At 64.4% G+C, this 21,797-nt stretch carries 27 protein-coding genes and 4 tRNA genes; 11 read left to right on the top strand and 20 right to left on the bottom strand.

What is annotated here, in order from left to right:
- Window positions 1-35: 35 nt before the first annotated feature.
- Together SZ55_RS13020 and SZ55_RS13015 are read right to left on the bottom strand one after the other, a co-directional pair.
- Complete coding sequence (locus SZ55_RS13020) at window positions 36-1,397, bottom strand: UDP-glucose dehydrogenase family protein (RefSeq protein ID WP_044406402.1); 1,362 nt, start codon at window positions 1,395-1,397, stop codon at window positions 36-38.
- A gap of 77 nt (window positions 1,398-1,474) precedes the next feature.
- The gene (locus SZ55_RS13015; protein ID WP_044406399.1) at window positions 1,475-1,762 is read right to left on the bottom strand and encodes a hypothetical protein; all 288 of its coding nucleotides are present in this window, start codon (window positions 1,760-1,762) and stop codon (window positions 1,475-1,477) included.
- 194 nt (window positions 1,763-1,956) lie between these two features.
- Here SZ55_RS13015 and SZ55_RS13010 point away from each other — a divergent pair, with 194 nt between their 5' ends.
- Window positions 1,957-2,148 carry a carbon storage regulator gene (locus SZ55_RS13010; protein WP_044406396.1) on the top strand — a complete coding sequence of 64 codons (192 nt, stop codon included), beginning with the start codon at window positions 1,957-1,959 and terminating at the stop codon, window positions 2,146-2,148.
- Window positions 2,149-2,155: 7 nt separating this feature from the next.
- Here SZ55_RS13010 and SZ55_RS13005 read toward each other — a convergent pair whose 3' ends face one another.
- Together SZ55_RS13005 and SZ55_RS13000 are read right to left on the bottom strand one after the other, a co-directional pair.
- Window positions 2,156-2,857: a YoaK family protein gene (locus tag SZ55_RS13005; protein ID WP_044406392.1), complete on the bottom strand. Its 702-nt coding sequence runs from the start codon at window positions 2,855-2,857 to the stop codon at window positions 2,156-2,158.
- Window positions 2,858-2,942: 85 nt separating this feature from the next.
- Complete coding sequence (locus SZ55_RS13000; RefSeq protein ID WP_052807595.1) at window positions 2,943-3,821, bottom strand: oxygenase MpaB family protein; 879 nt, start codon at window positions 3,819-3,821, stop codon at window positions 2,943-2,945.
- A gap of 84 nt (window positions 3,822-3,905) precedes the next feature.
- Here SZ55_RS13000 and SZ55_RS12995 point away from each other — a divergent pair, with 84 nt between their 5' ends.
- Window positions 3,906-4,514 carry a TetR/AcrR family transcriptional regulator gene (locus SZ55_RS12995; RefSeq protein ID WP_052807594.1) on the top strand — a complete coding sequence of 203 codons (609 nt, stop codon included), beginning with the start codon at window positions 3,906-3,908 and terminating at the stop codon, window positions 4,512-4,514.
- A gap of 7 nt (window positions 4,515-4,521) precedes the next feature.
- Here SZ55_RS12995 and SZ55_RS12990 read toward each other — a convergent pair whose 3' ends face one another.
- From SZ55_RS12990 to gacA, 7 genes are all read right to left on the bottom strand, one after another.
- Window positions 4,522-4,983 (bottom strand): hypothetical protein, encoded by a 462-nt coding sequence (locus SZ55_RS12990; RefSeq protein ID WP_044406388.1) that lies wholly within the window; start codon window positions 4,981-4,983, stop codon window positions 4,522-4,524.
- Window positions 4,984-5,139: 156 nt separating this feature from the next.
- A tRNA-Leu gene (locus SZ55_RS12985) sits at window positions 5,140-5,226 on the bottom strand.
- A 191-nt stretch (window positions 5,227-5,417) separates the two neighbouring features.
- Window positions 5,418-5,491: transfer RNA gene (locus SZ55_RS12980), tRNA-Cys, on the bottom strand.
- Window positions 5,492-5,534: 43 nt separating this feature from the next.
- Window positions 5,535-5,610, bottom strand: a tRNA-Gly gene (locus SZ55_RS12975).
- Window positions 5,611-5,678: 68 nt separating this feature from the next.
- Window positions 5,679-6,239 (bottom strand): CDP-diacylglycerol--glycerol-3-phosphate 3-phosphatidyltransferase, encoded by a 561-nt coding sequence (gene pgsA, locus SZ55_RS12970; protein WP_044406387.1) that lies wholly within the window; start codon window positions 6,237-6,239, stop codon window positions 5,679-5,681.
- Window positions 6,240-6,271: 32 nt separating this feature from the next.
- A complete protein-coding gene (gene uvrC / locus SZ55_RS12965) occupies window positions 6,272-8,095 on the bottom strand; it encodes an excinuclease ABC subunit UvrC (protein WP_044406384.1) in 1,824 nt (607 codons plus the stop codon).
- The gene (gene gacA / locus SZ55_RS12960) at window positions 8,095-8,739 is read right to left on the bottom strand and encodes a response regulator transcription factor GacA (RefSeq protein ID WP_044406381.1); all 645 of its coding nucleotides are present in this window, start codon (window positions 8,737-8,739) and stop codon (window positions 8,095-8,097) included. Before gacA ends, uvrC begins: the two co-directional genes overlap by 1 nt.
- A gap of 856 nt (window positions 8,740-9,595) precedes the next feature.
- On the opposite strand from gacA, the gene SZ55_RS12955 reads away from it, so the two are divergent.
- A complete protein-coding gene (locus SZ55_RS12955) occupies window positions 9,596-9,844 on the top strand; it encodes a hypothetical protein (protein WP_044406378.1) in 249 nt (82 codons plus the stop codon).
- Window positions 9,845-10,316: 472 nt separating this feature from the next.
- On the opposite strand, the gene SZ55_RS12950 is transcribed toward SZ55_RS12955, so the two are convergent.
- The 3 genes from SZ55_RS12950 to SZ55_RS28300 all read right to left on the bottom strand — a co-directional run bounded on the left by SZ55_RS12950 (window position 10,317) and on the right by SZ55_RS28300 (window position 11,470).
- Entirely contained in the window at window positions 10,317-10,580 is a 264-nt protein-coding gene (locus SZ55_RS12950) for a hypothetical protein (protein ID WP_044406375.1), read from the bottom strand.
- A 339-nt stretch (window positions 10,581-10,919) separates the two neighbouring features.
- Complete coding sequence (locus tag SZ55_RS12945; RefSeq protein WP_044406373.1) at window positions 10,920-11,300, bottom strand: hypothetical protein; 381 nt, start codon at window positions 11,298-11,300, stop codon at window positions 10,920-10,922.
- 17 nt (window positions 11,301-11,317) lie between these two features.
- Window positions 11,318-11,470 (bottom strand): hypothetical protein, encoded by a 153-nt coding sequence (locus SZ55_RS28300; RefSeq protein WP_160298838.1) that lies wholly within the window; start codon window positions 11,468-11,470, stop codon window positions 11,318-11,320.
- 318 nt (window positions 11,471-11,788) lie between these two features.
- On the opposite strand from SZ55_RS28300, the gene SZ55_RS12940 reads away from it, so the two are divergent.
- The gene (locus SZ55_RS12940; protein ID WP_152644479.1) at window positions 11,789-12,109 is read left to right on the top strand and encodes a hypothetical protein; all 321 of its coding nucleotides are present in this window, start codon (window positions 11,789-11,791) and stop codon (window positions 12,107-12,109) included.
- A 121-nt stretch (window positions 12,110-12,230) separates the two neighbouring features.
- Here SZ55_RS12940 and SZ55_RS12935 read toward each other — a convergent pair.
- Window positions 12,231-12,318 (bottom strand) — tRNA-Ser (locus SZ55_RS12935).
- Between the two features lie 131 nt (window positions 12,319-12,449).
- Here SZ55_RS12935 and SZ55_RS12930 point away from each other — a divergent pair.
- From SZ55_RS12930 to SZ55_RS12900, 7 genes are all read left to right on the top strand, one after another.
- Window positions 12,450-13,118, top strand: coding sequence for a Bax inhibitor-1/YccA family protein (locus SZ55_RS12930; RefSeq protein WP_044406370.1), 669 nt, complete (start codon window positions 12,450-12,452; stop codon window positions 13,116-13,118).
- A gap of 103 nt (window positions 13,119-13,221) precedes the next feature.
- Window positions 13,222-13,614 carry a sulfurtransferase complex subunit TusD gene (tusD, locus tag SZ55_RS12925; protein WP_044406367.1) on the top strand — a complete coding sequence of 131 codons (393 nt, stop codon included), beginning with the start codon at window positions 13,222-13,224 and terminating at the stop codon, window positions 13,612-13,614.
- A complete protein-coding gene (gene tusC, locus SZ55_RS12920) occupies window positions 13,614-13,973 on the top strand; it encodes a sulfurtransferase complex subunit TusC (protein WP_044406363.1) in 360 nt (119 codons plus the stop codon). The genes tusD and tusC overlap by 1 nt, the downstream gene beginning before the upstream one ends.
- Window positions 13,973-14,275 carry a sulfurtransferase complex subunit TusB gene (tusB, locus tag SZ55_RS12915; protein ID WP_044406357.1) on the top strand — a complete coding sequence of 101 codons (303 nt, stop codon included), beginning with the start codon at window positions 13,973-13,975 and terminating at the stop codon, window positions 14,273-14,275. Before tusC ends, tusB begins: the two co-directional genes overlap by 1 nt.
- Window positions 14,272-14,607 carry a TusE/DsrC/DsvC family sulfur relay protein gene (locus SZ55_RS12910; RefSeq protein WP_044406354.1) on the top strand — a complete coding sequence of 112 codons (336 nt, stop codon included), beginning with the start codon at window positions 14,272-14,274 and terminating at the stop codon, window positions 14,605-14,607. Before tusB ends, SZ55_RS12910 begins: the two co-directional genes overlap by 4 nt.
- Window positions 14,604-15,599: a glycosyl transferase family protein gene (locus SZ55_RS12905; protein WP_044406351.1), complete on the top strand. Its 996-nt coding sequence runs from the start codon at window positions 14,604-14,606 to the stop codon at window positions 15,597-15,599. The genes SZ55_RS12910 and SZ55_RS12905 overlap by 4 nt, the downstream gene beginning before the upstream one ends.
- Before the next feature lie 74 nt (window positions 15,600-15,673).
- Complete coding sequence (locus SZ55_RS12900; RefSeq protein ID WP_044406348.1) at window positions 15,674-16,675, top strand: glutathione S-transferase family protein; 1,002 nt, start codon at window positions 15,674-15,676, stop codon at window positions 16,673-16,675.
- On the opposite strand, the gene cysG is transcribed toward SZ55_RS12900, so the two are convergent.
- The 5 genes from cysG to lolA all read right to left on the bottom strand — a co-directional run bounded on the left by cysG (window position 16,663) and on the right by lolA (window position 21,794).
- Window positions 16,663-18,054 carry a siroheme synthase CysG gene (gene cysG, locus SZ55_RS12895; RefSeq protein ID WP_044406346.1) on the bottom strand — a complete coding sequence of 464 codons (1,392 nt, stop codon included), beginning with the start codon at window positions 18,052-18,054 and terminating at the stop codon, window positions 16,663-16,665. The genes SZ55_RS12900 and cysG overlap by 13 nt on opposite strands.
- 98 nt (window positions 18,055-18,152) lie before the next feature.
- Complete coding sequence (gene serS / locus SZ55_RS12890; protein ID WP_044406343.1) at window positions 18,153-19,433, bottom strand: serine--tRNA ligase; 1,281 nt, start codon at window positions 19,431-19,433, stop codon at window positions 18,153-18,155.
- Window positions 19,434-19,449: 16 nt separating this feature from the next.
- On the bottom strand, window positions 19,450-19,830 hold the full coding sequence (gene crcB, locus SZ55_RS12885; protein ID WP_044406340.1) for a fluoride efflux transporter CrcB: 381 nt from the start codon (window positions 19,828-19,830) through the stop codon (window positions 19,450-19,452).
- Entirely contained in the window at window positions 19,827-21,149 is a 1,323-nt protein-coding gene (locus SZ55_RS12880) for a replication-associated recombination protein A (RefSeq protein ID WP_044406337.1), read from the bottom strand. The genes crcB and SZ55_RS12880 overlap by 4 nt, the downstream gene beginning before the upstream one ends.
- 18 nt (window positions 21,150-21,167) lie before the next feature.
- Entirely contained in the window at window positions 21,168-21,794 is a 627-nt protein-coding gene (gene lolA, locus SZ55_RS12875) for an outer membrane lipoprotein chaperone LolA (protein WP_044406334.1), read from the bottom strand.
- Window positions 21,795-21,797: the final 3 nt, after the last annotated feature.

Here is a 21,797-nt window from a genome sequence, read left to right as displayed (position 1 = left end):
TAAGGTGGGTGTGGGCTGAATGCGGCGAAGTCTAATCACGCCGCTGTCGCCTTACAATGCCCCGCAGGTGGGCGTCCGACGCCGCGATAGAGGAATCCCAGGTCGGCCAGTTGCAACGGGTCGTAGAGATTCCTGCCATCGAAGATGACCGGCACCTTCATCAGACCGCGAATCCGCTCGAAGTTCGGTTGGCGGAACTGCTTCCATTCGGTCACCAGCACCAGGGCTTCGGCCTGTTCCACCGCCTGGTAGGGGGACTCGCCCAGCCACAGCCGGCCGCTGGCGAGGGCGTCCGGGTAACGGGCTGCGACGGCCTCCCGCGACGCTGGGTCGCAGCCGCGCACGAGGGCGCCGGCGGCCAGCAGGGCGTCGATCAGCACCAGGCTGGGCGCTTCGCGGATGTCATCGGTGCCCGGCTTGAAGGACAGCCCCCACACCGCCACCACCCGCCCGTGCAGGCGCCCCTCGAAATGCGCCACCAGCGCCTGGAACAGCAGGGCCTTCTGCTCGGCATTGCGCGCCTCCACGGCCCGCAGGATGCCGGGGTCGATCCCCTCCTGTTCGGCGCAACGGATCAGCGCTCGCACGTCCTTGGGGAAGCACGAGCCGCCGTAGCCGCAGCCGGCATAGAGGAAGTGCGTGCCGATGCGCCGGTCACTGCCCACGCCGCGCCGCACCTCCTCGATGTCGACGCCCAGGCGGGCGCAGAGCCCGGCCATCTCGTTCATGAAGGAGATGCGCGTGGCGAGGAAGGCGTTGGCAGCGTACTTGGTGAACTCCGCGGCGCGGGTGCCCATGCAGAGGATGCGGTCGTGGTTGCGCGAGAACGGCGCGTAGAGGCGCCGCAGCAGTTCGCGGGCCGCCGGGTCGTCCGTGCCGATGACGATGCGATCGGGGCGCATGAAGTCATCGAGGGCAGCCCCCTCCTTGAGGAACTCGGGGTTGCTCGCCACCTGGATGCGAAAGGCCTTGCCCCGGGCGGCGAGTCGCCCATTGATGCACGCGGCGACCCGCTCGGCGGTGCCGACGGGCACGGTGGACTTGTCCACCACCAGGCACGGGCGCTGCAGCACCCGCCCCAGTTCGTCCGCCACTGCGAGCACATGGCTCAGGTCGGCGGAGCCGTCCTCGCCGCTGGGGGTGCCCACGGCGATGAAGGCGACGTCTGCCTGCTCCAGTCCCTCGGCCAGGCGCGCGGTGAAGTCCAGCTGCCCGCTCTCTAGGTGCTGCGCCAGCAGCGGCGCCAGGCCCGGTTCATGGATCGGTGACTCGCCCCGACGCAATTGCGCCAGGCGCACCGGGTCGCGTTCGACACAGCGCACCCGGTTGCCCATTTCAGCAAAGCACGCCGCCGTCACCAGCCCCACATAGCCCGCCCCGATCACGCATATCCGCATGGCTGCACCTCCGCTGTCGTTGCAGGGATTGCAACGGACTCCGGTGGCAGGGGCGTGACAGCGAGGTGACGGCGAGGTTATCCGGAGCCGCCCTCGTCGACGGGCTGCAGCTCGACTTCGACCAGGCCTTCCACCGGCTCTTCCGGCGGGCCGCCGCCGAAGTCGCCCAGGGCTTGCCAGTGCTCGTCGAGGCCGGCGCTGATGGCGGCGAGGTGGTCGATCATGCGGCGTCCGGCCTGGCGCGCTGCGTCATCCTCGCTGCGCATCAGTTCGAAGGACATTTCGGTCATGGCGGCCGACAGGTGGGTGAGGCTGCGGGTGGTGAGGCCGAGCAGGCGGATCAGATGCTGTTCACGGGTGTCCATTCCACGTCTCCTGGTTCCTTCAGGCAGTCTCAGGCTAGACCATCCGCTGCCGTGCACCGTTCGACCGTGCGTCGCCTGGCGGGGTTCACCGGGTGGAACTTGATCGGGCCAGCGAAGGTCAGGTGTTCAAGCCCGCTGTCGCCGCGAACTGCCGCAGCGACCCTCGCAACCGATTCCCGTCAGGAGAGCCTGATATGCAGCTCCTCATCCGTTCCGTCGGCGAACGTTTCGTCATCGAAGGCGGCATCACCCTGGAGGTGATCAGCATCCACGGCCACCAGGTGAAGTTCGGCATCGTCGCGCCCAAGAACGTCGCCGTGCACCGCAAGGAGGTGTATGAGCGCATCCAGGCCGGCGTGCCCCATCCGCGCAAGATGACGGCCTGAGCGCCGTTCAGCGGGGCATGTAGCCCCGCTGCCAGGGACGCGGCACCCACAACGAGGCAATGGCCAGCAGTGCCGCGAGCCCGGCGCTGAAGGTGAGCGCCAACAGGCCCATGCGGAACTCCAGGAATGCGCCCAGCACAGCGCCCGCCAGCATCCCGCCCCAGGGCACCAGCTGGACCCGCCACCCTTCCCGCCGCTCGCCCAGCAGCCAGCGGCCGAGCCCCCGACCGAAACGCGACAAGGCGCCCGTGACGTAGGTGAGCCCGATGGGCAGGCCGTTCACCTGCTCGACCACGGCGTTGAGCATGCCCATGGCCAGGATCGACAGCACCACCGCCGGCACTCGCCAGGCAAAGGGCCAGAGGGCGGCAATGGCCAGGAGCGTGGCGATCACCGCCAGCAGCGGCGCGGCGCGGCGACCGGAAAAACGCGCGACCACGACCCCGAACGCGTTGCCCAGCACGAAGCAGAGCACCGCCAGGGCCAGGCGCCCGAAGGCGGCGAGGTGCCCCTCGCTCAGGGACACGGCCATCCGCGTGGTGTTGCCGCTCATGAAGGAGACGAAGTCGCCGGTGGCGAGAAAACCGATGGCGTCGGTCATCCCCGCCAGCACGGAAAGCCCGGCCACCAGGCCCAGCCCGACACGTCCACGCACCTTGCGCAAGTGAAAGCGCTGCGCGCTGCCACGGGGGATCGGGGATGGAAGCATGGGGGCACCTCACTGCTCAGTGCGACGGCCGGGACTGCCTGGCCGCGAAACGGGAGGTCGAATTGTCCGCTGCACGCCGTGGCCGTCAAGTCCGGGGGGCCGGGTGCCCTCCAGTGGTAGCCCGGCGGGCACGCCGCATCGCACGCCGCGCCCGGGGGAAATAGCCCCATTCCCGGGGCAGCACGGGCCAGGCCAGCCGCAGGAAGCCGGCAAGCAACCGCAACCGGCGCTGGTCCCATTCGGTCCACCGCAGCCCCAGGCGCTCCCGCAGTACAGGCGGCAAGGTGCCCCGCGCCACCCAGCGCACGCCACCCACCAGCAGGGGTTGCAGGCACCACCACAACGGGCCGCGCATCCAGGGATAGGGCGCGGGCAAGCGCCCGGTCGAACCGAAGTACCAGGCGGTGATCTCCGTCGCCTGCAGGCGCTGCTCCAGCATCTGCTGCCAGTACACCCGGAATGCCGCGTAGTTCTCCGGCACCTCCCCCATCGGCAGGCCGTAGAGGGCGTACCAGTGGACGGACTCCTGGTAGAGGCGCTCGCATTGCTGTTCGTCCAGGGGCGTGCCGAGCCATTCCTGCAGGGCGATCTGCGCTTCGAAGAAGGTGGCGTGGGCCCAGTAGAACAGCTCGGGGCTGAGGGCGTGATAGGGGCGTCCCTGCCCGTCCCGGCCCTTGATATCGCGGTGGAAGGCGCACACCTGGCGCGCGGTACCGGCAGCCAGCTCACCGTCGTAGACCACGCCGAGGATGGGCGGGATGGAGCGCAGCAAGCGGTTCCAGGGGTTGGCGAACAGGTCGGAATGCTGGAGCACGCCGGCAGCCAACCCCGGATGCATGTTCTGCAGGATGCCGGTGCGACCGATCAGCAGCAGGCCACGCAGGTCACCGAAGTAGCGCCAGGTCAGGGAATCCGGCCCCAAGGGGCTCGGCTGGGCGGGTTGAGCGGTGTCAGGTGCGTGCATGAAGGCGGCTCCGGCAGGTGCTTGGAAACGCCTTCACGCTAATGCGACTATCCGCTCGCATTCAATTCGCGTCCGGAGCCCGCCATGCGCAAGCAGCCCCGCCAGCAACGCTCGCAACAGATGGTCGCCGACCTGGTGGAGGCTTGCGCCCGGGTCATCGCCCGCGAAGGCCTGCCACGCCTGAGCACCAACCTCATCGCCGCCGAGGCCGGGGTCAGTGTCGGTTCGCTCTATCAGTACTTCGACTGCAAGGAGGCGCTGGTCGAGGCGCTACTGGACCGGATGAGCCAGGACCTGGTGGGCGTCATCCGCGACAACGCCTCGGCCTTGCTGGCGGACGACGTTCACGCTGCGGTGGAGCGGCTGCTGCAGGCGGTATTCGCATTCCTCGACCGCAACGCCAGCCTGCACCTGGAACTCGCACGGCACTGGCAGGACCTGCGCACGCTGAAGGTGGTCGACAAGATGGAGCAGCACCTCTTCGATTTCTGCCGCCTCTACCTGCTGCGCCACCTGCGGGAAATCCCCATCGAGAACCCGCTGCCCACCTTCTACGTGGTCATCAACAGCGCGTTGATGACCATCATCCGCTTCATGAGCCACCCTCGCCCACCGCTCACCCGCGCCGAACTGATCGGGGCGTTGAGCGACATGTTCGCGGCCTATGTGAAGAGCCTGGGTGAAGCGGAGTGAGCACGCGTCAATTCAGCAGCACATCGCAGGACAGAGCTGTGCTGCATATGTAGACCTGGCCAACGGCAAAGCCCAGCAAGAACCCCAGCAACCCGCCACAAAACAACCAGGACTCCCGCCGCCAGCTGCACAGCCGGCTCACGATTCCGAACACCAGAACCCCGACGGCAGCACCAGGCAACGAGAACAGGTGACCGAGCGCCAACAGATCGTTCGTATGAACGGGGTGCCAGTTGGCCCGGACATAGAACAAGAGGCTAAGCCCCGCAGCCAGGACGGCACCTCCAGCGAACCGTGGTCTGGGATTGACCAGCAACGCGGCGAAAAACGTGCCACCGATGACCACCAGGTAATACCAGAGGCCGACGAACAGCACGTCACCCCTGAAACCGATCAGCGCTACAAATACGGCCACAAAGATCACGCCGATGGCGATATCCAGGCTTCGTGCCTTGACGAAATCCCGCATGACTCACATCCCTGTCGTGTATCGGAAGGCCGGGAGTATAAGCACAGGGCCTTTTCACATCAGAGGGGCACCAAGAAGTGCGGACCGCTCCGCAAGTTGCGGAGCCAGAAACAACAAGGGCCTGCCCGAAAGAATCGTGCAAGCCCTTGATTTATATGGTGCCCGAAGCCGGGGTCGAACCGGCACGCTGTTGCCAGCGAGGGATTTTAAGTCCCTTGCGTCTACCGATTTCGCCATTCGGGCGGTAGCGCTCAATGCAATACGGAGCCAAGCCCCGTTTTTTGCGAGGGCAGGAATATATACACCCCCTCCCCCGCACGCAAGCATCCGCAAGTCCATGACCGGACAGCAAAAAAGCCCAGCCACAATGAGGACGCCAACACGCTGCGGAAATGAAAAAGCCCCGTAGACGTGAATCTACGGGGCTTCTCATATGGAGGCCGAAGTCGGAATCGAACCGGCGTACACGGATTTGCAATCCGCTGCATGACCACTCTGCCATCCGGCCTTAAATGAAGACGCCGCTTTGAGGCGGCGTCTTCATGACAATCTGGAGCGGGAAACGAGACTCGAACTCGCGACCCCGACCTTGGCAAGGTCGTGCTCTACCAACTGAGCTATTCCCGCTTTGTCTTGGTGACGGGCGCCATTCTATAGGATCGTTAGCAGCCGTCAACCCCTTGATTCAAAAAAGTTTATTTATCTTTCGGCTCAGTGCTCAGGTGCGGCCAGGCGGCCAGCAGGTAATGCAGCATCGACCACAGTGTCAGCGCGGCGGCGATGATCAGCAGCAGGAAGCCGAGCACCACCCAGAAGCTCACCACCGGCGGATTGGCCAGCAGGATGACCAGCGCCAGCATCTGCGCCGCCGTCTTCCACTTGCCGAGGTTGGAGACCGCGACCTGGGCACGCGCGCCCAGCTCCGCCATCCATTCCCGCAGCGCCGAGACCACGATCTCCCGCCCGATGATGATGGCCGCCGGCAAGGTCAGCCACAGCGTGTGGTGCTCCTCGACCAGCAGCACCAGCGCCACCGCCACCATCAGCTTGTCCGCCACCGGATCGAGGAAGGCCCCGAACGGGGTGCTCTGCTCCCAGCGACGCGCCAGGTAACCATCGAACCAGTCGGTGACCGCCGCGATGGCGAACACCGCGCTTGCGGCCATGTGGCTCCCCGAAAACGGAAGATAGAACAGCAGGATGAAGACGGGGATCAGCAGAACACGCAGAACGGTGAGCAGGTTTGGAATATTCATCGTCACAGCAAGACCGAAAAAGAGGAGGCATTCTACTCGCTGTGCAGGGCCGCATAAATCGACTCGGCGAGCTTTTTGCTGATGCCAGGTGCCTTGGCGATCTCCTCGATACTGGCGCGGCTCAATTCCTGCAACCCACCGAAATGCTTGAGCAGCTCGCGCCGACGCTTCGGCCCTACTCCCGCCACCTCCTCCAGACTGGAGGTCCGACGGGCCTTGCCGCGTCGTGCACGGTGGCCGGTGATGGCAAAGCGGTGTGCCTCATCGCGAATCTGCTGGATCAGGTGCAGCGCAGGCGCGTCGGCCGGCAGGGTGAACTCATTCTCCGGGCCATTGAGGTAAAGCGTCTCGAAGCCCGGCTTGCGGGTCACGCCCTTGGCCACGCCGAGCAGGATGAGTTCCGGCACTGCCAGCTCCTGCAACACCTCCCGCGCCATGGCCAGCTGGCCTTTGCCGCCATCCACCAGCAGCACGTCCGGCAGCTTGCCCTCTCCATCCTTCAACTTGCTGAAGCGTCGGGTCAGCGCCTGGTGCATCGCCGCATAGTCGTCGCCGGCGGTCACGCCCTCGATGTTGTAGCGACGGTAGTCGGACTTGAGCGCCCCTTCCGGGCCAAACACCACGCAGGACGCCACGGTCGCCTCGCCGCTGGAATGGCTGATGTCGTAGCACTCCAGCCGCTGCGGCGGCTCGGCCAGGCCGAGCACCTCGCCGAGCGCTTCGAACTTGTCCGCCATGTGCTGGCGGTTGGCCAAGCGTGCAGCAAGGGCCTGCTCGGCGTTGGTGACTGCCAGTTGCTGCCAGCGAGCGCGGTTGGTCCGTACCCGGTGGCTGATGCTGAGTTCGCGCCCGCGCGATTCGGCGATGGCCTCGATCAGCGTCGGGAAATCCTCGTGGATGGTATTGACGATCAGCTCCTGCGGCAGATCGCGCTCATGGCTGCCCAGGTAGTACTGCGCAATGAAGGCCACCAGCACGTCCCCCACTTCTTCCTCGATCGCCACCTGGGGGAAGAAATTCTTGCTGCCCAGCACGCGCCCACCCCGGACGCTAATGAGGTGCACACAGGCGCCGCCTGGGTTGACGATGGCGGCGACCACATCGACGTCGCCAGTGCCCCCCTCGATGCTCTGCTGGTCCTGCACGCGCCGCAGCATCGACACCTGGTCGCGCAACTCGGCAGCCCGCTCGAACTCCAGGTTCATCGCCGCCTGCTCCATGCTGCTGGTCAGCTCGGCCGCCAGGGCATTGCTCCGCCCTTCCAGGAACATCACGGAGTGGCGCACGTCCTCGGCGTACTCGTTCGCCTCCACCAGGCCGACACACGGTCCTTTGCAGCGCTTGATCTGGTATTGCAGGCATGGCCGGGTGCGGTTGCGGAAGTAGCTGTCCTCGCACTGGCGCACGAGAAACGCCTTCTGCAGCAGGTTCAGGCTTTCACGGATGGCCCCCGCACTCGGGTAAGGCCCGAAGTAGCGCCCCTTCTGCTTCTTCGCCCCGCGATGGATGCTCAGCCGCGGGAACTCGCCATCGGAGAGGTGCACATAGGGATAGGACTTATCGTCCCGCAGCAGGATGTTGTAAGGCGGCCGCCATTCCTTGATGAGCGTCTGCTCCAGCAGCAGCGCTTCCGTCTCGTTGGCGGTGATGGTGGTCTCGACCTGCGCGATGCGGGCCACCAGGGCAGCCGTCTTGGGCGCCAGACCGGTCTTGCGGAAGTAGCTGGCGAGGCGCTTCTTGAGGTTCTTGGCCTTGCCGACATAAAGCAGCTTGCCGCCCTCGTCGAACATCCGGTAAACCCCCGGACGCCCACTGCAGGCGGCAAGAAAATCACTTGCATCAAATGTGGGTTGCATCAGCTGACGGCGTCCACCATGCCGTGGCGAACCGCCAGCAGAGCCAGCTCGACATCGCTGGAGATGGAGAGCTTGTCGAAGATCCGGTAGCGGTACGTGTTCACCGTCTTCGGCGACAGGCACAGCTTGTCGGAAATGGTCTGGACCTTCTGGCAGTTGGCGATCATCAGCGCGATCTGAATTTCCCGCTCCGACAACAGGTCGAACGGCGAACCACTCGTCTGCGGCTGGAAGGACTTCAGCGCCAACTGCTGGGCAATCTGCGGGCAGATGTAGCGCTGCCCGGCGAAGACCTGGCGAATCGCCTGGACCATCTCCTCAAGCGCAGCGCCCTTGGTGAGGTAGCCCGCCGCACCGGCCTGCAGCAGCCGGGTCGGAAACGGATCCTCTTCGCACACCGTCACCGCCACCACCTTCAGATCGGGGTAGCTGCGCAGCAGCTTGCGGGTCGCCTCGAGACCGCCGATGCCGGGCATCTTCACATCCATCAGCACCACGTCGGGCTTGAGCTCGCGCGCCTTCTTCAGCGCTTCCTCGCCGCTCTCGGCCTGCCCCACCACCTGCAGCCCATCGATGTCCGAGAGCATGCGGCTGATGCCTGTTCTAACCAGATCGTGGTCATCGACCACCAGTACCCTAATCAAGCGACACCTCGCAGTGCACCGCCCGCCAAACTGGGGAGCGTCACATGGAAAGGCCGATACATTAGCAAGTCGGAGCGCTCAGACCTAGCGCGACCGCCACCGTCAAATCACAAGCGCCAGGAAAACATAAGCAGCAAGGACTGACAATCGAGTCCGCCTATCAACACCGGAGGAGTCCGCCGCAGCGGGCGCCCTCACCAAAGGGAAAATCACCTCCGGAACTTCAGCGTAGGACGGCCTGACAGGGCGAGTCAGGCGCCTTGACGACCGGCTACGGGCAGACCGGAAACTGCCGAAGCGCCAGGTACAGAAATCGCCTATCGCGATGCCATCGCGCTTTAGGAAATAAAGAGACCGGCGCCCCCCCAAAAATCACGACCGCCAAAAAGCAGAGCAAAGCCACTGGAAGCGCAACCACAAAAGAGCCAGCGGTGCCCAGCCGGCAAGCGTCAGCGCCGTACGGTACTGGTGGAGCCGCAACCTCGAGAACGCCACCGAAAAGCCAGGACGCAGTAATTGAAGGGGCTGGAAGCACATCGAGAGCTACGTCATCGACGCTTGAAAAGAAAACCCGCAACGCCCCGATGGACCCGAGCCACTGCCGATTGACACCCTCCTTCCCACGCCCTAACGTTGCCGCGCTGCCCAACCTGGGCAGCCGGGATTGGCGTCCCGAACGAGGACAGGTGCATGAACGTTGTTCAGGCACCTTGCATGGCTGCACCCGCGTTATGGGGCGTGCCGTGCAGGGCATCTTCGGATGCACCGTTCGTTCTCGACGGTTACGCCAACCTGCATGGCCCGCTCCACCCTGATTGGCGTCAGGAGGCGGTCAGTCGACCCATCGAGAACAACCATGACTTCTGCAAACCTCAGTTCGTTCTACAAAAACGATCTCCATCACCTGACCCTCTACGAAGCGGCCTCTGTGCGCCAACGCGCCTTGCTCGGCATGCTCGGCTTCCTGTCCAACATTCCCGACCACGGCACACCATCACCCGAACTGCTGGGCGGCGCATTCGCCTGCCTGGAGTACCTCGCCGAAGATGCCGCCCGGCTCTACGAGGCCGCTCAGAACGAGGCGAAAAACAGCCCGAAAGGCTGACAAATCAGTTTCATCCGTTACCTGCCAAGCGTCTCTATCAGAGACTTGAAGCCCGGAAAAGCAAACCTGAAGCACAAAAAGCGAAAGGCGCCTGTAGGGCGCCTTTCTCATTCCAGAGCTATCCAGGACAGCAGTTACCCGGGACGAGGCGCCGCCGTTCAAGCCACCTAATGCGCTACCCCTGCACAAAACGCCTCCAAACTGCGCAGCCAGCTACCCGCCTTTGGATCGGCGGCACCATGAATGACGCAAGCTAGAGTCCAAACGGCAGCATCCGAGGAGAAAACTCTCCAGGGATAGGCCCGCGCACTCGATGGCCACAAACCAAACGTAGACAGGGAAGAACCATGAATCTCACGGCAGGTGCTTTCTCTTTTCTCTTGATTTCCGCGCTGTCACTCAATGCGTCAGCGACATCTTTCAATCCTGCAAATGCCACCTTTGCAGCTCCAGGGGTACTGGCGATAAAGCCTCAGTCGAAATCCCCCTTCACCTGCAGCATGCTGCTAGCCGGCCATACGAACAACGACGACACTGCCACGATTACAAGCGTTAGTTTCTCCACAGAAGGCCAACCACTTTGCTCAACCGTCAGCGCCAGCGGACTGCCATGGACCTGGAAGGCAGTCAGCTTAAGCAGCGCCAGTCTTATGGGAGTAAAAATCAACGCGGCAGGCGTCAGTTGCTCAACTACCCCAGTGACGCTGTCAGCCCTCTGGTCCAATTCAACCGACACGCTGACGCTCCTACCGAATCAGAACACTGGGAACTGCGTGATCCAAGCCCTAGCGGCCGTACCCAGCCCTCCCTTGACCGTCCTTCCCTGATCATCAAAGAGTGGACGGCCGCCTCGCCTTTCGCCGGCCCCATGGCGACACAAAGCAGGCGATGAGCGAGCTGGTGGCCCTGCACCAGGAGAAGCAAGCTGAGGGCAATGACATGGCAGCAGCGATCAGCAACAACGCCTGGGCATCGGCGTCAGCGGGATGAGGAAGAGTTGAGGCACCACGACCGAGACAGCCAAGCGCAACATACTCAACGACACCAAAGAGCAGGACCGGACCAGCTGGTGCAGTCAGGGGCAGTCAGGCTCCTTCACAGGTGTGCGGACGATCTTGGCGGTGGAGGATGACGTAGTCTTCGCCTGCGCATATGCGAGCGCATTGAGCAGTTGCTGACCCCCTGTCTCTTCCATCACCGAATAGTTTCCATCAGAGAGCTTGAGCCAGCAGCCCCTGACCTCGGAGCCCCCGCTGCGGGAGACATAGGCATGCTTCTCCGCTGCACGCGAAACCTGTAACTCGCAGCTTCTCTCCAGGTAAACCAGCTCGGAAACATCATTCAACTGGAACTCATCACCGACGCACTGATGACCTCTCTCAGCTCGAACCAAAATCTCCTCCGCGCTTGCAGTGCCTACAAGTGCGGCACACAGCATCCCAATCGCAAATTTCATCGTGCTCCTCCGTGAGCTCAGTGCTTGTTAATCCCGCCAATGTATGGCGGTGCGGTCGGCGCGATACGGTCGAGAGTTTCCTTGAAACCAGACGGCGAGCGAGCCGCCTCATCAAGGCTTTCCTGCTCCACCTCTTCCTGTTCTTCCTGCTTCTTTTCTTCGTCGCTCATCACTCGCTCCTTGTGCCGGCTCCGAGCCGGTCCACGAAGCCTAACTCCACACCACTACACCGCGCCATCGGCTGCCGCCTCACCACTCACCAGCTGGGCCAGCGCTTCGGCGTCCACCACCGGGCCATCGAGAAAGTCCGGGCGCATGAAGCATGGGGACATCTATAGAAACGCTAGTGTCCGAGCATGCCAGAGCTGTTCCGGAGCCCCGGGATGCAATGGGCGTCGCCTATCTCATCGGACGACGTCATCACGATGCAGAAACCGATATCGACGACGACTACTTCGAGGTCAATCAAGGGACACAAGGTGTGCGTGATGAGAATCGACGGGGTGCTGACAAGCATGGGCGTGCTGGTTGCCCTAATCCTGGCGCGCGATGAAGGGGCCGACAGCCTTTGCATGCTACAGAACCGGTGGAAGGCAGTGCGCGAGGCTACTCAGAAAGCCGTGATCGAGGCCGACGCCCCGGAGCTGGAGGCGCTGATCCGTGAATCCCAGCTCAAGGACATCCGGCCGAAGACTGCTACCGAAATCAACGACCTGAAGGAGGCCAGCCGGCTCCTAGGACACACCGAGGAGGAGATCACCAAGACCGTTTACGTGCGGCGAGGCGCCATCGCCAAGCCCTCGAAATAGTCAGAGTTTCGGAACGCATTCCGAAAAGTTTCGGAACACCAAGCAGGAAACGGTCGGCAACACACAGCTAATACCGCCGCCCAGAAATGAAAAAAGCCCTGATAAATCAGGGCTTTGAATATGGCGGAAGCGGTGAGATTCGAACTCACGGATAGTTTCCCATCGGCGGTTTTCAAGACCGCTGCCTTCAACCACTCGGCCACACTTCCGCATTTGCGGGCGGCAATAGTACCCGAACGCAACACGCTGTCAAACTCTGTCACGTGGGACGTTCGTGCGCTCTGTTATCATTTCGCCCGACTGCGGTCACGGACCTTACAAACTTGCAGGAGTCATGCAAATGAGCGATCACGATTACGCAATCAGCCAGGCGCAGGCCGGCGACCTCGAAGTCAGCCGGGTGCTGCGCAACACCTATGGCCTTCTGGCGCTGACCCTGGCCTTCAGCGGCCTGGTCGCCTACGTCGCGCAGCAGATGCGCGTCGGCTACCCGAGCATCTTCGTGGTGCTGCTGGGCTTCTACGGTCTGTTCTTCCTGACCGTGAAACTGCGCAATTCCGCCTGGGGCCTGCTGTCCACCTTCGCCCTGACCGGCTTCATGGGCTACACCCTCGGCCCCATCCTCAACCGCTACCTGGGCATGCCCAATGGCGGTGAAGTGGTAGCCTCGGCGTTCGCCATGACGGCGCTGGTGTTCTTCGGCCTGTCAGCCTATGTGCTGACCACCCGCAAGGACATGAGCTTCCTGGGCGGCTTCATCACCGCCGGGTTCTTCGTCCTGATCGGCGCCATGCTGGCCAGCTTCTTCTTCGACATCAGCGGCCTGCAACTGGCGATCAGCGCTGGCTTCGTGGTGTTCTCCTCGGTCTGCATCCTGTTCCAGACCAGTGCGATCATCCATGGCGGCGAGCGCAACTACATCATGGCGACCATCAGCCTGTACGTGTCGATCTACAACCTGTTCGTCAGCCTGCTGCAGATATTCGGTGTGATGAGCGGCGACGACTGATCCCGCAGCCTCAAGGAAAGCCCGCTTCGGCGGGCTTTTTCTTGCCTGCAAAACGACGGCCCAAGCCTTATCATGGCGCCCTGCATTCAAGACGATCTGCTCCATGAAATTCGCCATCGCCCTCTTCTCCCCGCCCCACTCGCCAGCCTCTCGCCGGGCACTGCGCTTCACCGAAGCCGTGCTCGCGGCCGGCCATGAAGTGGTGCGGTTGTTCTTCTACCAGGACGGCGTGCACAGCGCCTCGGCCAACATCGTCGCACCGCAGGATGAAACCGATACGGCGCGGGAATGGCAGGCGCTGGTCGCGGCTCATCAACTGGACGGCGTGGTGTGCATCGCCGCTGCGTTGCGCCGGGGCGTGCTGAATGCCGAGGAGGCGGCGCGCTACAGCCGAGAGGCGACCAACCTGGCGGGTGGATGGACACTTTCCGGCCTCGGGCAGTTGCACGAGGCCGCTCAACTGGCAGACCGGCTGGTCTGCTTCGGGGGGGACTGATGGCCAAGTCCATGCTCATCATCAGCCGTCGCGCGCCAGGCTCTGGCCCCAGCGCCCGCGAGGCGCTGGATATCGCGCTGGCCGGCGGAGCCTTCGATCTGCCGCTGGCCATGCTGTTCATGGATGACGGCATCTACCAACTGACGCCTGACCAAGCTCCCCACCATATTCAGCAGAAAGACCTCAGTGCCAATCTGCAGGCCTTGCCGCTGTTCGGGGTCGAGGATCTGTTCGCCTGCGCCTACAGCCTGCAGGAGCGCGGGCTGGATACTTCGCACCTGGCCCTGCCTGCCCAGCCACTGGATGACGAGGCGCTGCGCGCCCTCATCGCGCGCCATGACCTGGTGGTGACCCTCTGATGAGTACGCTGCATATCCTTTCCCACTCACCGTTCGGCGACAGCCGCTTTGCCAGTTGCCTGCGCGTGCTCGGACCGGGCGATGCCCTGCTGCTGACGGGTGAGGCAGTCCAGGCCCTGCGCCAAGGCTCCGCCCCCAGGCTGAAGCTGGACCAGCTCCCTGCCCAGGTGGCGCTGTTCGCCCTGGAGGAAGACATTTTGGCCCGCGCCCTGACCGACCTCCCCAACCATTGCACCGCTTTGGACTACCCGCGCTTCGTGGCGCTGTGCCTGGACTACGACAAGGTGAACAGCTGGCTATGAACACTCTGGAGCATGACGGCCGCAACCTTGCACTGGACAAGGACGGCTACCTGGAAAACCTCTCCGACTGGAGCCCTGCCGTCGCCGAAGCGCTGGCCAGCAGGGAGGAACTGGTACTGACACCAGCCCATTGGGAAATCCTCGAACTGTTGCGCGCCTTCTACGACGAGTTCCAGCTGTCACCGGCCAATCGCCCGCTGATCAAGTACGTCGCCCAGAAGCTGGGCCCGGAAAAGGGCAACAGCCTGCACCTCAATCACCTCTTCAAGGGCGCTCCCGCCAAGCTTGCCGCCAAGCTCGCCGGCCTGCCCCGACCGACGAATTGCCTATGACGCCCGCAGCCCCGACCGAACACCCGTTCGCCCAGTTCGTCCGCATCCTCGGCAAAGGCAAACGCGGCGCCCGTGGCCTGACCCGGGAAGAAGCTCGCGATGCCATGGGCATGCTGCTGGACGGCGAAGTGGAAGAGGCCCAGCTCGGCGCCTTCCTGATGCTGCTGCGGCACAAGGAGGAAAGCGCCGAAGAGCTGGCGGGTTTCACCGAAGCCTTCCGTGCACGCAATAATGCCCCTCGCCTGCCAATCGACCTGGATTGGCCCAGCTATGCGGGCAAGAAGCGCCATCACCCCTGGTTCCTGCTGGCGGCCAAGGCCCTGGCCCAGGGTGGGTACCGCATCCTGCTGCACGGTGGCGGCTTGCACACGGCGGGACGGGTCTATACGGAACAGTACCTGGAGTGTCTGGGCATTCCCGACTGCGCAGACTGGTCGGCTGTCGAAGCCGCACTGACCCGTCACAACATCGCCTTCATTGCCCTGGGGGCCTGGGCGCCGCGCCTGCAACGGATGATCGACCTGCGCAACGTGCTCGGGCTGCGCTCGCCCATCCACTCACTCGCACGCGTACTGAACCCGCTCCAGGCCCGCTGCAGCCTGCAGAGCATCTTCCACCCGGGCTACCAGGCCGTACATCGCGAGGCGAGCCGCTTGCTGGGCGACACCTCGGTGGTGATCAAGGGCGAAGGCGGCGAGATCGAGGTCAACCCCGACAGCGCCTGCACCCTGTTCGGTACCCGCGATGGCGAGGTATGGGACGAGGAATGGCCGGCGCTTTTCGCACTGCGCCATGTGAAGCCTGAGCGCCTGGCCGTCGACCAACTGCTGGGCCTATGGCACGGAAGCCGGGACGACAGCTACGGCCAGTTAGCTGTCACGGCCACTATGGCGCTCGCCCTGCGCGGCCTGGGCCACGACCGGGACGCGGCATTTGCCGAGGCCGAGCGGCTGTGGGCACAGCGCAATCCATCGATACCGTCGATAACCTGAACCCGGATTCTTCATCCCTCTGCCCGCCTCATCGCCTCTAGACTGGCGCCTCGCATTTCAACGAGGTCAGGACAATGGGATTGCTGGTCGACGGCACATGGCACGACACCTGGTACGACACGTCCGGGGATGGGCGCTTCAAGCGCGAGGACGCCCGGCGCCGCAACTGGATCACCCGTGACGGCGAGCCAGGTCCGAGTGGTGTCGGCGGCTTCAAGGCAGAGGCCGGGCGCTATCACCTCTACGTATCCCTGGCGTGCCCCTGGGCTCACCGCACCCTGATCGTGCGTCGCCTGAAAGGGCTGGAATCGCTGATCGGTGTTTCAGTGGTGAGCTGGCTGATGCGGGAAAACGGCTGGACCTTCGACCGGGCACAGGGCTCAACCGGCGACGCGCTCCATGGCCTGGATTTCCTGTACCAGCTCTATACCCGGGAAGACCCGACCTACAGCGGCCGGGTGACCGTGCCGGTACTCTGGGACACACAGCAGCAGCGGATCGTCAGCAACGAGTCATCCGAGATCATCCGGATGTTCAACAGCGCCTTCGATGAACTGACCGGCAACACGCTCGATCTCTACCCTGCCCCGCTGCGGGCCGATATCGACGCCTGGAACGAGCGCATCTACCCGGCGGTGAACAACGGTGTCTACCGGGCCGGCTTCGCCACCACCCAGGCGGCCTATGAAGAGGCGGTGACCACGCTGTTCGGGGAGCTGGATGTCCTGGAGGCGCGACTGGCTGAGTCCCGCTACCTGGCGGGCCAGCACCTCTCCGAGGCCGATTGGCGGCTGTTCACCACCCTGATCCGCTTCGACGCGGTCTACCACGGGCATTTCAAGTGCAACCTCAAGCGCCTGGCGGACTATCCCAATCTTTCAGGCTGGTTGCGGGAGCTGTACCAATGGCCCGGGATTGCGGAGACGGTGGACCTCACCCATATCAAGGGCCACTACTACGCCAGCCACCGGACCATCAACCCGACCGGGATCATCCCCCTCGGCCCCGAACTCGACCTGCTGAGCGCCCACGCTCGCGATCACCTGCCGGGGCGCGGCATTGCTCAGTCCGCCTGAGCGCCTTCGAACCAGGCGAGCTGGTCACGCAGCTTGACCACCTCGCCGACGATCACCAGCGTCGGCGCGTGGACTTCGTGCTCGGCCACCAATTGCGGCAGGTTGCCCAGGGTGCCGGTGAACACCCGCTGGTTGCGGGTGGTGCCCTGCTGCACAAGCGCCGCCGGCGTATCCGCTGAGCGGCCATGGCGCACCAACTGCTCGCAGATGATCGGCAGGCCCACCAAGCCCATGTAGAACACCAGCGTCTGGCCGGGCGAAGTCAGGTCAGCCCAGGGCAGGTCGCTGCTGCCATCCTTCAGGTGCCCGGTGACGAAGCGCACCGACTGCGCATGGTCGCGGTGGGTCAGCGGGATGCCGGCATAAGCGGCGCAACCGGAGGCAGCGGTGATGCCCGGCACCACCTGGAAGGGGATGCCATGGGCGGCCAGTTCGCCGATCTCCTCGCCACCCCGGCCGAAGATGAACGGGTCGCCACCTTTCAGCCGCAGCACCCGCTTGCCCTGCTTGGCCAGGTCGATGAGCAGGCGATTGATCTGCTCCTGGGGGACGGCATGGTCCGCGCGGCGCTTGCCCACGTAGATCCGCTCGGCGTCACGCCGGCACATCTCGATGATGGGCTCGGCCACCAGGCGGTCGTAGAGCACCACGTCCGCCTGCTGCATCAGCCGCAGGGCGCGGAAGGTGAGCAGGTCCGGATCGCCCGGGCCAGCCCCCACCAGGTACACCTCGCCCAGAGGCTTGGGCGCACCGCCCGCGACCCGCTCGGCGAGCATTCGCTCGGCTTCGGCGGGCTGCCCCGAGAGCACGCGTTCGGCGATCGCCCCTTGGAAGACGTCCTCCCAGAACACCCGGCGCTGCTGCACGTCGGGGAACAACTGCTTGACCTGCTGGCGGAAGCGCTTGGCCAGACCGGCCAACTGGCCATAGGCGGATGGGATCCAGGTCTCGATCTTGGCGCGGATCAGCCGGGCCAGGACAGGCGCATCCCCCGCACTGGACACCGCGACGATCAGCGGCGAGCGGTCGACGATGGCAGGGAAGATCACGCTGCACAGGGCCGGCGCATCCACCACGTTGACCGGCACGCCGCGCGCCTGGGCATCGCGGGAAATCTGTGCGTTGAGCGGCTCGTCATCGGTGGCGGCAATGACCAGCACCGCCCCCTCCAGGTCACCCGAGGCATACCCACGGCGATGCACCAGCCCCTGGGACTGCTCGACCAATGCCACCAGCTGGCTGTCGATCTCCGGCGCCACAACCCGCAGGCAGGCGCCGGCGTCCGCCAGCAGGCGCGCCTTGCGCAGGGCGATCTCTCCGCCCCCGACGACAAGCACATGACGACCCTGGAGGTTGTGGAACAGCGGTAGGAAATCCATGGAAAAGCCCTGGGTGAATCGGGAAGAAACAGCCCGCGTCGGCAGAGGCCGAGACGCGGGCTGGACAGGCTGGCAGACGCCGGTGCGGGCGCAGGCAATCAGCCGATGATGTCGATGCCGCCCATGTAGGGCTTGAGCACCTCGGGCACACGAATGCTACCGTCCGCCTGCTGGTAGTTCTCCAGCACGGCCACCAGGGTCCGGCCTACGGCCAGGCCGGAGCCGTTGAGGGTGTGGACCAGCTCCGGCTTGCCGGTTTCCGGGTTGCGGTAGCGCGCCTGCATGCGGCGGGCCTGGAAGTCACCGCAGTTGGAGCAGGAGGAAATCTCGCGGTACTTGTCCTGGCTCGGTACCCAGACTTCGAGGTCGTAGGTCTTGGTGGCGGAGAAGCCCATGTCACCGGTGCACAGGGCGAGCACGCGGTACGGCAGCTCCAGCAACTGCAACACGCGCTCGGCGTTGCCGGTCATGGATTCCAGGGCTTCGAAGGACTTGGACGGCTCGACGATCTGCACCATCTCGACCTTGTCGAACTGGTGCTGGCGGATCATGCCGCGGGTGTCACGGCCGGATGCACCCGCCTCGCTGCGGAAGCACGGGGTGTGGGCGACGAACTTCAGCGGCAGTTGCTTGGCGTCGAGAATCTCGCCCGCCACGATGTTGGTCAGGGACACTTCGGCGGTGGGGATGAGGTAGAAGTCGGCCTCGTTCTCACGGCTGATCTTGAACAGGTCTTCCTCGAACTTCGGCAGCTGGCCGGTACCCTGCAGCGCGGGTGCCTGGACCAGGTAGGGGGTGTAGGCCTCTTCGTAGCCATGATCGCCGGTGTGCAGGTTGATCATGAACTGAGCCAGGGCACGGTGCAGACGGGCGATAGGGCCGCGCAGCAAGGCGAAGCGGGCACCGGAGAGCTTGGCGGCGGTTTCGAAGTCCAGCCAGCCATGCTGCTCGCCCAGGGCGACGTGGTCCTTGATCTCGAAATCGAAGCTGCGCGGGGTGCCCCAGCGACGAACCTCGACGTTGCCCTCTTCATCCGCGCCCACCGGAACGGACTCGTGGGGGATGTTGGGGATGGTCAGCAGCAGGCCATCCAGTTCGGCCTGGATGCGGTCGAGTTCACGCTTGCCCTCTTCCAGCTCGCCGCCCATGCGGTCCACATCGGCCAGCAGCGGTGCAATGTCCTCACCGCGCTGCTTGGCCTGGCCGATGGACTTGGAGCGGGCATTGCGCTCGGCCTGCAACTGCTCGGTGCGGGTCTGCACGGCCTTGCGCTGGTTTTCCAGGGATTCGAGGCGCGCCACGTCCAGTTGGAAGCCACGGGCGGCGAGGCGCTGGGCCACGTCCTGGGTCTGGGTGCGTACCAGTTTGGAGTCGAGCATGTGAGGTTCCCGTCTATCAGAATTTGGTCAAAGTCAGGCCTGCCCAGGTCGCAAGCAGACCACCCAGCACGCTGATTGCCGCATAGCCGAGGGCCAGGGGAACCTGGCCGCTCTCCAGCAGGCGCAACGTGTCGAGGGAAAACGAAGAAAACGTCGTCAGGCCGCCGAGAAATCCGACGATCAAGCCTGCACGAAGCTCGATCGGCACCTCCGGCCGCTGCAAGAACAGGCCATAAAGGAAGCCGATGAGCAGGCAGCCGACGATATTGACGGCAAGAGTACCGAGGTAGAAGTGCCGAGGCCAGTGCGCCGAGACCCAGTTGGCCGTGGCGAAACGCAGCAGGGTGCCGGCAACGCCCCCCAGGGAGACGGAGAGCAGCAAGGGCAGCGGCGTCATGGACGTCTCTTCCTCGGGCTACGGGCATCGAGCGTGGCGAGGTGCTCGAGCTTGTCGCGGATCTTGAGTTCCAGGCCACGGGGCACCGGCTCGTAGTAACGACGCGGCTCGAGGTCTTCGGGGAAGTAGTCCTCCCCGGCGGCATAGGCATCGGGCTCGTCGTGGGCGTAGCGGTATTCGTCCCCGTAGCCGAGTTGCTTCATCAGCTTGGTCGGGGCATTGCGCAGGTGCAGCGGCACCTCGCGGGAGCCGTTCTCGGCCACGTCGCGCATGGCGGCCTTGAAAGCCGTGTAGACCGCGTTGCTCTTGGGCGCGCAGGCCAGGTAGACGATGGCCTGGGCCACGGCCAGCTCGCCCTCGGGGCTGCCAAGGCGCTCCTGCACATCCCAGGCGGCGAGGCACAGGCTGAGCGCCCGTGGGTCGGCGTTACCAATGTCTTCGCTGGCCATGCGTACCACGCGACGGGCGATGTAGAGCGGATCGCAACCGCCATCGATCATCCGCGCGTACCAATAGAGCGCGCCGTCGGGACTGGAGCCGCGCACGGATTTGTGCAAGGCAGAAATCTGGTCGTAGAAGGCCTCGCCCCCCTTGTCGAACCGCCGGCGGCTGTCACCCAGCAGGTTCTGCAGCAATTCGGGGGCGATCTCGCTGCCATCTTCGGCGAGGTCAGCAGCGTTCTCCAGCAGGTTGAGCAACCGGCGACCGTCGCCATCCGCCGCTGCGACGAGAATGGAGAAGGCTTCATCCGAGAGGCTCAGCTTGCGCTTGCCCAACCCCTTCTCCTCATTGAGCGCTCGCCCGACGAGGCGGCGCATCGCCGGCTCGTCGAGGCTCTTGAGCACGTAGACCCGAGCACGGGACAGCAGCGCGTTGTTCAGCTCGAAGGAGGGGTTCTCGGTGGTGGCGCCGATGAAGATCAGCGTGCCGTCTTCCACGTAGGGGAGGAAGGCATCCTGCTGGGACTTGTTGAAGCGGTGCACCTCATCGACGAAGAGGATGGTGCGCCGACCGTACTGGGCGGCCTGCTGGCGGGCCATCTCGACGGACTGGCGAATCTCCTTCACGCCCGAGAGCACGGCGGAGATGGTCTCGAAATGCGCATCGCTGACCTGGGCCAGGAGCTTGGCCAGGGTGGTCTTGCCCACCCCAGGGGGCCCCCAGAAGATCATCGAGTGAAGCGCGCCCTGCTCCAGAGCCTCCCGCAGGGGCTTGCCCGGCGCCAGGAGGTGCTCCTGCCCGACGTACTCGTCCAGCGTGGTGGCGCGCAGGCGCGCGGCCAGTGGCTGGGCAAGGGGCTCGCTGCGGAACAGGTCCATGGGACGCGGTGGGCTCCGTTATTCCTGGATGACGTCGGCGCCTTCGGGGATCTTGAAGTCGAACTGCGCGGCATCGAGTTTCTGGTTCATCTTCACCCCGAGGAACAGGATGTTGGTGCGCTGGCCGACGCTGTCGATCAGTTGCATGTCGTTGATCACGCCATTGCGGAAGGACAGGCGCAGGGTGTCGAACAGGGTGTCCTTGGCCTTCGGCTTGAGGATGAAGTCGACCACGTCACCGCCTTCCTTGTGGGTGATCTCGAAGTTCTCGCTGATCTTCGAAACGTCACCGGACAGCAGCAGGGCCGGGGTGTGGGTCAGGCGCTGGTCCAGGGTCTGGATGGTGACCTGCTGCAGGTCCGGGTCATACAGCCAGACCTTCTCGCCATTGGAGACGAGCAGCTGCTCCATGGGCTCGTCGGTGTGCCAGCGGAACAGACCGGGACGCTTGAGCGCCAGTTCGCCGGAGGTTTCCTGCAGCTGGGTGCCGGAGCCGTCCAGGGTCAGTTGGGAAAAGCGGCCAGTGATGGTCTGTGCCTTGTTGAGCATATCGGTCAGGCGGGAAATGGCTACCTGGTCGTCTGCCTGCACCTGGGAGGCGACAAAGCCGAGGGCAGCAACGAGCAGCATGCGGATCAGGCGCATGGG

The sequence above is a fragment of the Pseudomonas sp. FeS53a genome, from assembly GCF_000931385.1.
Taxonomy (GTDB): domain Bacteria; phylum Pseudomonadota; class Gammaproteobacteria; order Pseudomonadales; family Pseudomonadaceae; genus Metapseudomonas; species Metapseudomonas otitidis.
This window is presented reverse-complemented; position numbering and strand designations above follow the sequence as displayed.

Bases quoted from the DNA above. Each gene is read 5' to 3' on its own strand.
- SZ55_RS13020 (WP_044406402.1), bottom strand. From the start codon at position 1,397: ATGCGGATATGCGTGATCGGGGCGGGCTATGTGGGGCTGGTGACGGCG.
- SZ55_RS13015 (WP_044406399.1), bottom strand. From the start codon at position 1,762: ATGGACACCCGTGAACAGCATCTGATCCGCCTGCTCGGCCTCACCACC.
- SZ55_RS13010 (WP_044406396.1), top strand. From the start codon at position 1,957: ATGCAGCTCCTCATCCGTTCCGTCGGCGAACGTTTCGTCATCGAAGGC.
- SZ55_RS13005 (WP_044406392.1), bottom strand. From the start codon at position 2,857: ATGCTTCCATCCCCGATCCCCCGTGGCAGCGCGCAGCGCTTTCACTTG.
- SZ55_RS13000 (WP_052807595.1), bottom strand. From the start codon at position 3,821: ATGCACGCACCTGACACCGCTCAACCCGCCCAGCCGAGCCCCTTGGGG.
- SZ55_RS12995 (WP_052807594.1), top strand. From the start codon at position 3,906: ATGCGCAAGCAGCCCCGCCAGCAACGCTCGCAACAGATGGTCGCCGAC.
- SZ55_RS12990 (WP_044406388.1), bottom strand. From the start codon at position 4,983: ATGCGGGATTTCGTCAAGGCACGAAGCCTGGATATCGCCATCGGCGTG.
- pgsA (WP_044406387.1), bottom strand. From the start codon at position 6,239: ATGAATATTCCAAACCTGCTCACCGTTCTGCGTGTTCTGCTGATCCCC.
- uvrC (WP_044406384.1), bottom strand. From the start codon at position 8,095: ATGCAACCCACATTTGATGCAAGTGATTTTCTTGCCGCCTGCAGTGGG.
- SZ55_RS12955 (WP_044406378.1), top strand. From the start codon at position 9,596: ATGACTTCTGCAAACCTCAGTTCGTTCTACAAAAACGATCTCCATCAC.
- SZ55_RS12945 (WP_044406373.1), bottom strand. From the start codon at position 11,300: ATGAAATTTGCGATTGGGATGCTGTGTGCCGCACTTGTAGGCACTGCA.
- SZ55_RS28300 (WP_160298838.1), bottom strand. From the start codon at position 11,470: ATGAGCGACGAAGAAAAGAAGCAGGAAGAACAGGAAGAGGTGGAGCAG.
- SZ55_RS12940 (WP_152644479.1), top strand. From the start codon at position 11,789: ATGAGAATCGACGGGGTGCTGACAAGCATGGGCGTGCTGGTTGCCCTA.
- SZ55_RS12930 (WP_044406370.1), top strand. From the start codon at position 12,450: ATGAGCGATCACGATTACGCAATCAGCCAGGCGCAGGCCGGCGACCTC.
- tusD (WP_044406367.1), top strand. From the start codon at position 13,222: ATGAAATTCGCCATCGCCCTCTTCTCCCCGCCCCACTCGCCAGCCTCT.
- tusC (WP_044406363.1), top strand. From the start codon at position 13,614: ATGGCCAAGTCCATGCTCATCATCAGCCGTCGCGCGCCAGGCTCTGGC.
- tusB (WP_044406357.1), top strand. From the start codon at position 13,973: ATGAGTACGCTGCATATCCTTTCCCACTCACCGTTCGGCGACAGCCGC.
- SZ55_RS12910 (WP_044406354.1), top strand. From the start codon at position 14,272: ATGAACACTCTGGAGCATGACGGCCGCAACCTTGCACTGGACAAGGAC.
- SZ55_RS12905 (WP_044406351.1), top strand. From the start codon at position 14,604: ATGACGCCCGCAGCCCCGACCGAACACCCGTTCGCCCAGTTCGTCCGC.
- SZ55_RS12900 (WP_044406348.1), top strand. From the start codon at position 15,674: ATGGGATTGCTGGTCGACGGCACATGGCACGACACCTGGTACGACACG.
- cysG (WP_044406346.1), bottom strand. From the start codon at position 18,054: ATGGATTTCCTACCGCTGTTCCACAACCTCCAGGGTCGTCATGTGCTT.
- serS (WP_044406343.1), bottom strand. From the start codon at position 19,433: ATGCTCGACTCCAAACTGGTACGCACCCAGACCCAGGACGTGGCCCAG.
- crcB (WP_044406340.1), bottom strand. From the start codon at position 19,830: ATGACGCCGCTGCCCTTGCTGCTCTCCGTCTCCCTGGGGGGCGTTGCC.
- SZ55_RS12880 (WP_044406337.1), bottom strand. From the start codon at position 21,149: ATGGACCTGTTCCGCAGCGAGCCCCTTGCCCAGCCACTGGCCGCGCGC.
- lolA (WP_044406334.1), bottom strand. From the start codon at position 21,794: ATGCGCCTGATCCGCATGCTGCTCGTTGCTGCCCTCGGCTTTGTCGCC.